The following is a 10,324-nucleotide window of genomic DNA, read 5'->3' on the forward strand; positions in this document are numbered from 1 at the left end:
TATTGTTCTTTGTGTTGGAAGGGGGTGGCACCCCGACTGACACCACCACTCGAAACCCGATCACCGGAGGACGACACCGTGTCGGACACCACCACTACCGAGGACCAGGCCGCCAAGGACCGCGCCGACTACGAGCAGGCGCAGGCGAGGCGTGAGGCCCAGAGCAACCGCGTCAACGGGCTCGGCTACTAGCCCAGGCGCGTCCGGTGCGGCCTGCCCTGAGCGGGCCGCACCGGGGGTCCGCCTCCACCGCCTCCACAGGGCCGCCCAGGGCGGCGGCCGCTTGCCTTCCCTCGTACGGAGCTTGCTGAAGATGACGACCTGTCCGACCCACCAGACCACCGCCCCGCCGGCGCCCGACATGCCCCACCGCCCTCAGCACACGAGGCTGGTGTGCAAGGGCTGCGGCGCCGCCGCGGGCAGCCCGGCGGAACGCCGGGCCCACCACTGCCCGTGCTGCGGCGAGCGGTTCGCGGACGGCTGCACCGGCCAGCCGCGCCGCCGCACCTGCCCGCACTGCGGCACCCTCGACACCCACACCAGTCAGTGGCTCCCGCCCGCCGACCCCATGGCGGACTTCCTGGGCAACCGCTACACCCGAAGCCCGTGGTTCCGGGCCTGGGAAGAGGCGTCGATCCGCTTCGGGCACGACCTCGCCCACCACCTGGTCCAGGTGACCACCGAGATCGACCGGACCCACATGTACGGCGAGATCGTCTTTGGCCGGCACGTGCTCGGCGTCCGGTACGGCACGCGGTTCGAGGCCGCGAGCCCCTGCCCGCGCCGCGACGAGTGCCGCCGGGGCCGCGTGTGGACGCCCGTGTGGACCCGCGAGGACCTGCTCAACGTGCACCTGCACGGCGCGGGCCCCGGGGCATCCGGATGCGACCGCGCCCGGATGCACTCCGAGGGGGCGGGATGAGCCTCTACTCCCTCCAGCGTCGCGACCACGTACCCCGCAACACCCGGGTCATCGTCGGCTGGGACGCCCAGCTCGCCACGTTCTACACCCAGGTGTGGCAGGTGCCCCGCCGCGACGGCGCCCTGATCCGCAACCTCGTCGCCGCGGGCATCCACCCGTACGAGATCGACGACCCCGCCACCGTCGTGGACCTGGCCCGGCCCTACGTGCACATCCCCGAGGACCTGCACGAGCGGCTCGCCGCTGACCGCCTCACCGAGGACGACCCGACCGAGGGCCGCCTGCGGAACGCCCTGGTCAAGCGGCGGGCGGCCGCCGTCCGCTGAACTGCCCCGGGGCGGCCGTCACGGCCGTCACCCCGTCCGCCGCCCCGGGCCCTCCCCTTTGATGCGAACACCGAAAGGAAGCCACCCCATCATGCCGTCCGCGATAGAGACCGGCGCCCTGCTCGACCGTGCCCGCACCGACCTCGCCCGGCCCGACGCCAGCCCCCACGAGCTGCGCAGCGCCCTCGCCCAGGTCGTGCCCGCCGTCGAGATGCTGCTGGCCGAGGTCTCCACGCTCAGCGGTCAGCTCGCCCAGGCCCGCACCTGCCCGGTCACCGGACTGCCCACCCGAGCGGCATGGACCGCACTGGCCCGCGAGATCGTCGCGGCGGGCCCGGCCGCGGCCCTCCTCGTCGACCTCGACGCGTTCAAGCCGGTCAATGACCGGTTCGGACACGAGGCCGGGGACGCCGTCCTCGCGGCCGTCGGCTCGCGCCTGGCCGAGTGGGCCGCCGCCGAGGGCGCCGAGGCCGGGCGGCTAGGCGGCGACGAGTTCGCCGTGATCCTCCCGGACGCCTCCGACCTGCCCGCACGCGTGGCCCGCCTGCACGCCGCGCTGACCCGGCCCGTCCGGCACGAGGGCCTGCGCCTGGAGGTCGGAGCGTCCATCGGTACCGCCCGCACGGTCGACACCGACCCCGGACCCGCCGGCACCCACGGTGCCCTGCTGTCCGCGCTGCTGAAGAACGCCGACGCCTCGATGTACCGCGCCAAGGGGCGCGGCCGCCGAGGCCGCCGCCTGGCCCGGCTTCTCCCCCTGTCCACCCGTCGCCTCGCCGACGTCCTCCCCTTCCGAAAGGCCGCTTGATGTCCACCGCTCCGATCACCCTGCCGTTCGAGACGCCCGCGCTGATCCTCCTGGTCGGCGCGAGCGGCACCGGCAAGACCCGCGTATCGCGGATGTTCCAGCCCAGCCAGGTCCTGCGGGCCGACGACTTCCGCCGGATGTGTGCCGACGACCCCGGGAACCAGTCGGTCAGCGGAGCCGCCTGGCAGGCCCTGGAGACCGTGCTCCGCGCGCGGCTCGCCCTGCGCTTGACGACGGTCGTGGACGCGACCTTCGCCGAGGAGGGCCTGCGCCGCCGCTTCGCCGAACTCGCCGACGAGTACGGGGTCCTCTCCTATGCGCTGGCGATGAGCACGCCGCCGGACCTGGCCCACACCCGCAACGCCGCCCGGACCGGCACCACTCGCGTCCCGGCACACGTCGTGGACAACCAGTTCGCCCAGCTCCGTGAGGCGTCCCCCAAGGCCGAGGGCATCGACCGGACCGTCCTGGCCGAGACCCTCCCCGTGCTGGGCACCGCGCTTGAGCGGCTGGCCGCCGAGGAGGACCGGACCGCCGACCTGGCCGACGTCCGCCGCGTCTTCGGCGAGGCCGCGACCGAGCTGTTCGCCTGGGACGCCACCAGCTCCGACCCGCAGTTCCGCACCGGCACCTTCGCCGCCGGGAGCGAGTCCCTGTGCGTGCGGTGGGTGGACGACCGCGACCCCTTCGACTGGCGGTTCGAGGCCCGCGTGCCCTGCCCGAGCGGCTGCTGCCCCGGGCCGGCCTGGACGCCCGTGCGTTCCGTGGCCGAGCTGGCCGCGGCACACCACAACACGCCCGTCGACGACGCCGAGTGCACCTACTGCGACTGGGCCTGACCGCACCGACGGAACCGCACCGGAACGTCAGCCGGCACGAGGAGAATCACGGATACCCCCGTGCCTTGCGGACCGCCGTCGCATGAACCCGCCCGGAATGTCCGAGCGACGCGACAGAGTGGGGTCCGGGCCGCGGATATCGGCCCCGGACCCCGCCCGTCCAACCTAGGAGAAGCAACCGCCCATGAGCGACACCACCGCTCTGGATGCCGCGCAGGTCGGCATCCGCATGGCCACCCGGGACCTGGGGGGCCGCGCCCTGTACGGGGCGCGCGTCCTGTACGTCCCCAGCGTCCTGGCCGAGGCCGCCGACCTGCTCGCCAAGATGTACGAGGCGGGCCAGCACCACGGCATCACCCCCGAGGACTGGGCCGCCGTCACCAGCCTGCCCACCGGCGTAGTGGACGCCCTCGCCGCCCGCTACTGCTCCCACGTCAAGCTCACCAGTACCGAGCTGCACACCGCCCGGGACACCCTGATCGGGGAACTCGGCACCAAGGGCCTCACCGTCCGGCCCGGCCTGCGCATCGCCGTCGACCCGCCGGCCGGCGGGCCGCGCTTCGGCTACCAGGGGCGGGAGGCGCCCCTCTCGCTCGCGCTCACCAGCGGAGGCTGGGACATCCGCGTCGACGAGCCCGCCAGCGACCGCCCGCACCCGATCGCCGCCCCCGCCACCGAGGAGGGCGCCCGCGAGGTCGCCGAACTCGTCCGCAAGATCCTTTGCGGCGAGGCCCCCAACCCGTTCGCCCGCCCGGCCGTGAAGGAGCCCAGCGCATGACCGAAAACCCGGCCCAGCGCCGTGTCCTGCTCCCCGATGACGAGGACTGGCTGGCCCTGTTCATGAACATGGAGGAACCCCTCCTCCAGCAGCTGGCCCTGAACACCCGCGCGGTCCGCGCAGGGGAAGAGGACGTGTGGCAGCTGCCCGCGGACCTGGACGGCACGGCCGCCCACGACGCATGGGGGCGCCTCTTCCAGGCCCTGCCCGCGCCGCTTCGGCACACCGCCACGAACACCGGCCGCTACGTCCCGAGCGCCGCCCGGCCCCCCGGGCAGTACACCCTGTACGCCCCCGACGGACGTTGGGAGCACACCCCGCTGTACCCCGTCGACATCGACCCGCGCGACGTCGACACCGTGGCCGCCGTCCTGGCGCACTTCCGCCAGGCCGTCGAGGGCCAGGACGACACCGAGCTCGCCGACTTCCTGGAGCAGCTGGCGGGTGACTGGGCCGAGCCCGGCCGCGACGGCGATCCCGAGAAGCTCGTCAACGACTTCGCCCGCGGCCTGGCCGTGCTGAACCTGGACCACCAGCCCGACACCGAGGTGCTGCTCACCGCCGTCGCCGCAGCCGGCCCCGGCCAGGAGCCGCCCGAGCGGATCGTGCTCACCCCGGCCCAGGAAGACGCCTACCAGCGCTTCGCCACCCGGCTTTCCTCCGCGGTCGCCGGGACCAGCGCGCACGACTACGCCCTGCACCGCTTCGCCAACAACTGAGAAGGCCCCCATGCGACACGACGTCACCCCGAGCCCGGCATCCCTCTCCGCAGAGGAGATGTGCGCGGCGCTCACCGCGGCCGCCACGCTCAGCGGCAGCGAGCTGAAGCGCGCCGCGACCCACCTGGTCACCTCCTCCGGCCTGCCCGGCCGGGCCGACTTCGCCCGCCACATCACCCTCACGTGGGCGGAGGTCCCGGACATCGGCCGCGCCCTGACCGCAGAGCTCGACCTCACCGCCCTGCGCGGCGACGAGGGGGTCTACCTCACCGGCACCGACGAGAAGCTGCTGACCCTCGCCCTCAGCTACGCCAAGGGCCGCCCCGTCCCCCTCGACGCCTACCTCAACGGCTTCGGCCACCAGACCGCCCTGAGCGTCCTGGAGGCCCACATCATCGGCATGGGGATGGAGGGGTTCCTCTCCGCGGCCGCCGGCGGCCCCCGGCTCGATGAACTCAACGCCCTGCACGCCGAACTCGGCATCGGGGACGAGCAGTGACCGGCCTGGACGCGCTCGCCGCGCACCTGGACTACACGACCCCCGAACACCGTGAGGGCTGCACCGCCAAGGGCTGGGAGGTCGACTACCGGATTCACCACACCGTCCGCGAGAGCAGCTACAGCGGCCACTCCTGCCCGCTCGACGCCGAGGACAACCTGTGCGGTCACGGCGACGCCTACCGGGCCCTCACCGTACGGATCTACTGCCCGAAGTGCGGCGCGGCGACCAAGCTGGACGCCGAACTCCCTGCGACGCCGCAGGTGTTTGACACCGGCCGACTCGGCATGGGGACCAAGCCCCGGCGCTGCGGACAGGTATGGGTCTACCAGGGGCCGCCGCCCCGGCGCGGCATCCTGCTCGACCCGCCCGGCGATCCCCGGTGGCACCTCGTCGCACGCCGCAACGCGCTGCGGCTCGCCCCCGAGGACATCGTCGGCGTCATCGAACCCGGCTTCGGCCCCCGGGGCGGACCGGGCTACACGGTCAGCTACGGCCTCACCGAACTGTCCGCGCAGGAGCCGGGGGAGCGGCCGACCCCGGTGTTCCGCCACCACCCCCGGGCCGATGACCGCTTCTTCACCACCGTGACGGCGGCCGCGCGGTGGCTCGACGAACACGCCGCGACCGAACCGGCCATGGCCGGGAGAACGGCGTGAGCGCCGCGCTTCCAGTGCCCGCACCGCTCTACGCCGCGTTGCAGATGTGCCACCCCGAAAGCCTGCCCGGCTGGCTGAGTGACGCCATCCCGCGATGTGCCACCGCGGCCGCGCCGCTCCAGCTCGACGAGCACCAGGTCGAGGAGCTCGCCGACCTCACGGCCAGCACGTGGTGGGAGTGCCAGCAGGCCGCTGCCGACGACACCCCGCTCGCCGAGAGCTTCGCCAGGGCCTGCGAGGAGACCCTGACACTGCTGGGACGCGCCAGCAGCTGACCACCGAACGGACCGACGGCCCGCGCCCTCCCCCGTGGAGGCGCGGGCCGTCTGCGTACTCGTCCCTCCTTCTGCGGCGGGAGGCCGGCGCCACGAATCCGAACGCTGCCGGCCCCGAGAAATCCCCTGGTCAAAGGCCGTTTCCACCCTTCCGATTCGGGCTTAGAGCTGGTATTGTTCTTCGTGTTGGAAGGGGGTGGCACCCCGACCGGCATCACCACTCGAAACCCGACCATCGGAGGACCCTTTGACCCCTGCCTGCCGTGCCCGAACGGCCATTGCCGCGATGCTCGCCCACCCCCAGGCGACCCGACGGCCCACCCCGTCCGTGAAGGCCGCCCGCGCGGCCCTCCGCTCCCTGGGCGCCCTGTCCCGCGAAGCCCGACGCCGCGAAGGCGCCGCCACCGCGCAGGAGCTGGTGGACATCGCCGTGAGCGACGCGCTCACGGACGCCTTCCACCTCGCCCGCACCTACGCCCTCAGTCCGCAGGACCTGGAGCAGCTCCACCTCGTCCGCCTCTCCGGGCGGGCCTTCCCCGAACGGATCAACGACCGCGCCGTGGCCCTTGTCTGCTACGTCGGCAATCTCCGGAGGCTCGCGGACGCGTACGGACTGAGCGAGGACGCCCTGCTCCACCAGGCCGAGGAGAACTACAAGCACGAGATCGCGTGACCCCTGCCGGGGGCGGCGGATGGCACCGCCGCCCCCGGCACCCCCTCGAAACCCGTGCCGGAGGAGAACCCCGTGAACACCGCAGATGCCGCCCAGGCGTGGGCCGTGCACCAGGTCACCACGCTCGCCGACGGAGCCCGGGACTGGAACGTCCCGCCGTACGGATCGCTGGCCTGGAGCCAGCTCCCGCCCAACGACCCCCGCCGGTTCGCCGCCGTCGTCGAGGCCGCCGAACGATGGCGCCGCCAGGAGGCCGAGGAGGAGCGCCTGGAGCGGCTGGCCGACGAGGACCCCGCCGCCTGGTACGCCGAGGTGACCGCCGCGGCGAACGAGGAAGCCCGGCGCCTGGCCGGCCGCCTCGCACGGATGCGCACCCAGGCCGAGCGGGACGCCGCGCACTCCCGCCGGCCGCCCCACCGGCTCCGCGCCACCCCCGGCTGGCCCCCCGTCGCCATCCCCGGCCAGCCCGGCCGCTACCTCCGCCCCACCGCTCACCTGGCCGCAGCCTGAGCCGGGCGCCCTTCTGCCGAGTGCAGGCAGTCCGCCGCCTGCGGGCCCGCCGTGGTGCTGAAAAGCGGCTGGCAAGGAGAGGGGTCGGCCCGGCCCGGAGGGCACGCGCAGCGCCGCGAGGAATCCGAGAAAAACCCTGGTCAGACCCCCTTTTCGGCTTCCGTTTCCGGCCAAACACTGGTAATGTTGTCCTTGTTAGGAGGGGGTGGCACCCCGACCGACACCACCACTCGAAACCCGACCTCGGAGGGCACAGCCGTGACCGACATCAAGACCCGCTACCGCTACGGAACGCCGGACGCCAACGGGCGGACCCCCGTCTTTGTGGACGATGCAACCGACCCGGCGGGGCACGTGTGGCGTACGGCGCGCGGCTCCTCGCCCTGGAAGGCACTGGCCACCGGAGATGAGCGCAAGCACGCGACCGATCACACCCGCAAGCACCTCGCCGCGGAACGACTGGTGACCATGGTCGACGTCCGCGCCTCGGCCGTCACCGAGACCGAGCGCCGCCGCGCGCGGCGTACGCAGGCCCCCGCCGGATGGCGCTTCGCCACCTGGGACGAGATCGAGCGCGAGGGCTACCGTCACGTCCGCCCCGTCCACCGCGCCCCCTACATCAGCGGCAACGAGGGCGAGCGCTACCCCGACACCTTCGCCGCCCAGCCGGTCACGCTCCGCCGGGTCACCCGCCTGCACAACGGCTGTGTCGTCCTGGCCGGCGCCGAACGCGGCGAGCACTCCCCGTACGTGCTCCTCATGGACCCCGCGCACGCCGACCTCGGAGCCCTGATCCCGGAGCGGTCCGCACGGTACGCCGCCCCCGGCGACTGCCCGGCGTGCGAGCAGGCCGCCCCGCTGTATCAGGTCGGCACACGGCTCGGGTGCGCCAGCTGCACCGCCGCCGACCTCGGCGTCCCCGCCGATCACCTGCCCGCGCCCATCGAGGACGACGGCGCGGTCTGGTGGCGGGTGGGCGACACCGCCCGCCGGACGTTCGCCCTCCCGGAGCAGGACGGACACGCCGAGACCGGCCGCGTCATCGAGACCGCGACCCACATCACCGACCGGACGCGCCGCGTGCACGTCGACTACGGCGGCCGCTGGCCGATCTCGTCCGCCGCCGCCGAACTCGCCCCCGCGTAACACCCTCCCCGGCTGGGCGGCGGACACCGCCGCCCAGCCCCGCGCCAGCCGCCCCGGGCGCGCGCCGCAGCGCCGAGAACCGCGCCGGCCGCGCCCACGCCGCCCCCCGAACACCGTTGAGGACTTCCGCCGTGCACAACCCCCCGGCCTACACCGCCAAGATCACCGACTATGACCGCAGCGTCTCCACCTGCACGTACAGCGCCATTGAGGCCGATGCCCTGATTGCCGCCGCACTCTGTGACGACGACGAGGTCAGTCCCGACGCTGACCGCTCGGGCCGCATCACCGTCACCCGCGTGATCACCGGACGCCGCAGCGCCCTGGACGCCGAGCGGGTCACGCTACGGCGCACCGTCCGGCTGGAACCGGTGTGCGCGCCGCGTCGGCTGACGGCTCGCCAGTACGAGGACCTACGGCTGATCCGGGAACGCGAAGCGACCCCCGGCGCCGCCCTGGCGAACGGATGCGTCCGGGCCGGGGTCGTATCCATCCCGGCGGCCGCCACCAGGCGTCTCCTGGAGCGCGGTTGGCTCACGGTCGAGCCGGACGGCACCGCGTCCGTCTCCTACGCGGGCCGGGTGGCGATGACGCTGCACGAGCACCGCGCGGAGACCGGCTACATGGGCACGGACAAGTGGGTGGTCGACGCGTTCGGCGTCGGAGAATGGCAGATCGGAGAGCCCCTGTACCTGTCCCGCTGCTCCTGCGGATACCGCGCCGAGGGCCGCTTTGAAGTCCGGGCGATGGCACAGCAGGCGTCCCGCAGGCACCGACTTGAGCACCTGCGAGCCGTGTTCGACCTGACCACCTGACCCACCGCGCGCCCGCTGCCCGGCCGGTGGGGCGGCGGGCGCCGCCCGGTGCGGGGGAGCGGCAGCGGTGGGCGGTTTACGTGGCGGGCCGTCCGCCGTCTGCGGGTCCGCCGTGGTGTTGAGAAGCGGCTGGCAAGGAGGGGGGTCGGCCCGGCCCGGAGGGCACGCGCGGCACCGCGAGGAATCCGAGAAAAACCCTGGTCAGACCCCCTTTTCAGCTTCCGTTTCCGGTCCAACGCTGGTAATGTTGTCCTTGTTGGAAGGGGGTGGCGCCCCGACCGACACCACCACTCGAAACCCGAACGAGGAGGCCCCGCATGGGTATCTACGCCGCCGACATCCAGCCCCGCCGCACCCCCGCCTTCGCCACTCTTGTGGAGATCGCTCCGGACGGCGCCGACATCATCACCGTGCGCGCCGACTCCCGCGACTGGAACCGGGCCGAACTGCTGGCCGCCTACACCTGGGGCCCCTACGAGGGCGCCCCCCTGGACCGCATCGACGGTGCCGCCGACGACTCCCTGCACGCCGCCCTCACCGTCGGCGCCTTCCTCGCCGAGCACCGCTACGCAGGCGCCGTGCACTTCCAGCGAGCCGTCGGCACCACCGAGACCTATCGGATCGTGCTCAACCGCCCCCACTGGGAGTGCTGAGCCCCCCTACCGCACTCACCCGGGGCGGCGGATGGCACCGCCGCCCCGGCCCCCTCGAAACCCCAACCACGGAGGCCCTGTTGTCCCCCACCGACCACCCCCAGAAGCACGCGGCCCGGCCGAGCCTGCACTTCCCCAGCACGGCCGCAGCCATCCGGGCGGCGATCCGCCCGCACCGCGACGCCCTGGCGGCCGAGCTGGACGCCGACCCCCACACCCCCGCTCTCACCCCCGAGGAGGCGGCGGAGGAAGAGGCGCTGATCGCCCGCATCGAAGCCGGGGAAGGGACGCCCGAGGTGTTCGTGCGCTGCTTCTCCGACAAGGGCACGGGGTGGATGAAGACCGCGACCATCACGGCCGGAATCCGTATCGACGACTACCTGTTCGAGGCGGCGACCCCGGTCCACTTCGGCCCGGTGCGCTGCCGTCCCACCGAGAAGCCGCACCAGACCATCAAGCGGCACATCTGGCGCGTCAGCCGGTCCCGCTCGATGTTGGTCGTCGAGCCGGACGTCTCCGTGGTCTGGTACGACGACCCCCGGCCCTGACGGCCCGGAGCCGCAGGGGGCGGGCGCCGTCACGGCGGTGCCCGCCCCTTCGGCGTGCCCCGTCACGGCGGTGCCCGCCCCTTCGGCGTGCCCCGTCACGGCGGTGCCCGCCCCTTCGGCGTGCCCCGTCACGGCGGTGCCCGCCCCTTCGGCG

Annotated in this window: 15 protein-coding genes; all 15 read left to right on the forward strand. The window is 73.5% G+C overall.

Features of this window, described 5'->3' with window-relative positions:
- Window positions 1-313: 313 nt before the first annotated feature.
- The 15 genes from AB0937_RS34350 (at window position 314) to AB0937_RS34420 (ending at window position 10,170) form a co-directional block, all read left to right on the forward strand.
- Window positions 314-922 carry a hypothetical protein gene (locus AB0937_RS34350; RefSeq protein ID WP_366717441.1) on the forward strand — a complete coding sequence of 203 codons (609 nt, stop codon included), beginning with the start codon at window positions 314-316 and terminating at the stop codon, window positions 920-922.
- Window positions 919-1,248, forward strand: a complete 330-nt coding sequence (locus AB0937_RS34355; protein WP_366717443.1) for a hypothetical protein — start codon at window positions 919-921, stop codon at window positions 1,246-1,248. Before AB0937_RS34350 ends, AB0937_RS34355 begins: the two co-directional genes overlap by 4 nt.
- Before the next feature lie 91 nt (window positions 1,249-1,339).
- Window positions 1,340-2,056, forward strand: a complete 717-nt coding sequence (locus tag AB0937_RS34360; protein WP_366717445.1) for a GGDEF domain-containing protein — start codon at window positions 1,340-1,342, stop codon at window positions 2,054-2,056.
- The gene (locus AB0937_RS34365) at window positions 2,056-2,895 is read left to right on the forward strand and encodes an ATP-binding protein (RefSeq protein WP_366717447.1); all 840 of its coding nucleotides are present in this window, start codon (window positions 2,056-2,058) and stop codon (window positions 2,893-2,895) included. Before AB0937_RS34360 ends, AB0937_RS34365 begins: the two co-directional genes overlap by 1 nt.
- Window positions 2,896-3,079: 184 nt before the next feature.
- Window positions 3,080-3,673: a hypothetical protein gene (locus tag AB0937_RS34370; RefSeq protein ID WP_366717449.1), complete on the forward strand. Its 594-nt coding sequence runs from the start codon at window positions 3,080-3,082 to the stop codon at window positions 3,671-3,673.
- A complete protein-coding gene (locus AB0937_RS34375; protein ID WP_366717451.1) occupies window positions 3,670-4,392 on the forward strand; it encodes a hypothetical protein in 723 nt (240 codons plus the stop codon). The genes AB0937_RS34370 and AB0937_RS34375 overlap by 4 nt, the downstream gene beginning before the upstream one ends.
- A 10-nt stretch (window positions 4,393-4,402) precedes the next feature.
- Window positions 4,403-4,891: a hypothetical protein gene (locus AB0937_RS34380; protein WP_366717453.1), complete on the forward strand. Its 489-nt coding sequence runs from the start codon at window positions 4,403-4,405 to the stop codon at window positions 4,889-4,891.
- Window positions 4,888-5,550: a hypothetical protein gene (locus AB0937_RS34385; RefSeq protein WP_366717455.1), complete on the forward strand. Its 663-nt coding sequence runs from the start codon at window positions 4,888-4,890 to the stop codon at window positions 5,548-5,550. The genes AB0937_RS34380 and AB0937_RS34385 overlap by 4 nt, the downstream gene beginning before the upstream one ends.
- Entirely contained in the window at window positions 5,547-5,825 is a 279-nt protein-coding gene (locus AB0937_RS34390) for a hypothetical protein (RefSeq protein WP_164342745.1), read from the forward strand. Before AB0937_RS34385 ends, AB0937_RS34390 begins: the two co-directional genes overlap by 4 nt.
- Before the next feature lie 286 nt (window positions 5,826-6,111).
- Entirely contained in the window at window positions 6,112-6,498 is a 387-nt protein-coding gene (locus AB0937_RS34395) for a hypothetical protein (RefSeq protein ID WP_366717457.1), read from the forward strand.
- Between the two features lie 72 nt (window positions 6,499-6,570).
- A complete protein-coding gene (locus AB0937_RS34400; protein WP_366717458.1) occupies window positions 6,571-7,008 on the forward strand; it encodes a DUF2742 domain-containing protein in 438 nt (145 codons plus the stop codon).
- Window positions 7,009-7,266: 258 nt separating this feature from the next.
- Entirely contained in the window at window positions 7,267-8,154 is an 888-nt protein-coding gene (locus tag AB0937_RS34405) for a hypothetical protein (protein ID WP_366717460.1), read from the forward strand.
- Window positions 8,155-8,285: 131 nt separating this feature from the next.
- On the forward strand, window positions 8,286-8,969 hold the full coding sequence (locus AB0937_RS34410; protein WP_366717462.1) for a hypothetical protein: 684 nt from the start codon (window positions 8,286-8,288) through the stop codon (window positions 8,967-8,969).
- Window positions 8,970-9,286: 317 nt separating this feature from the next.
- Window positions 9,287-9,622 carry a hypothetical protein gene (locus tag AB0937_RS34415; protein WP_366717464.1) on the forward strand — a complete coding sequence of 112 codons (336 nt, stop codon included), beginning with the start codon at window positions 9,287-9,289 and terminating at the stop codon, window positions 9,620-9,622.
- An 80-nt stretch (window positions 9,623-9,702) separates the two neighbouring features.
- On the forward strand, window positions 9,703-10,170 hold the full coding sequence (locus AB0937_RS34420; RefSeq protein WP_164342753.1) for a hypothetical protein: 468 nt from the start codon (window positions 9,703-9,705) through the stop codon (window positions 10,168-10,170).
- The last annotated feature ends 154 nt before the right edge of the window (window positions 10,171-10,324 follow it).

Origin of the sequence: Streptomyces sp. NPDC047880 (assembly GCF_040706515.1) — a bacterium.
Classification (GTDB): Bacteria; Actinomycetota; Actinomycetes; order Streptomycetales; family Streptomycetaceae; genus Streptomyces.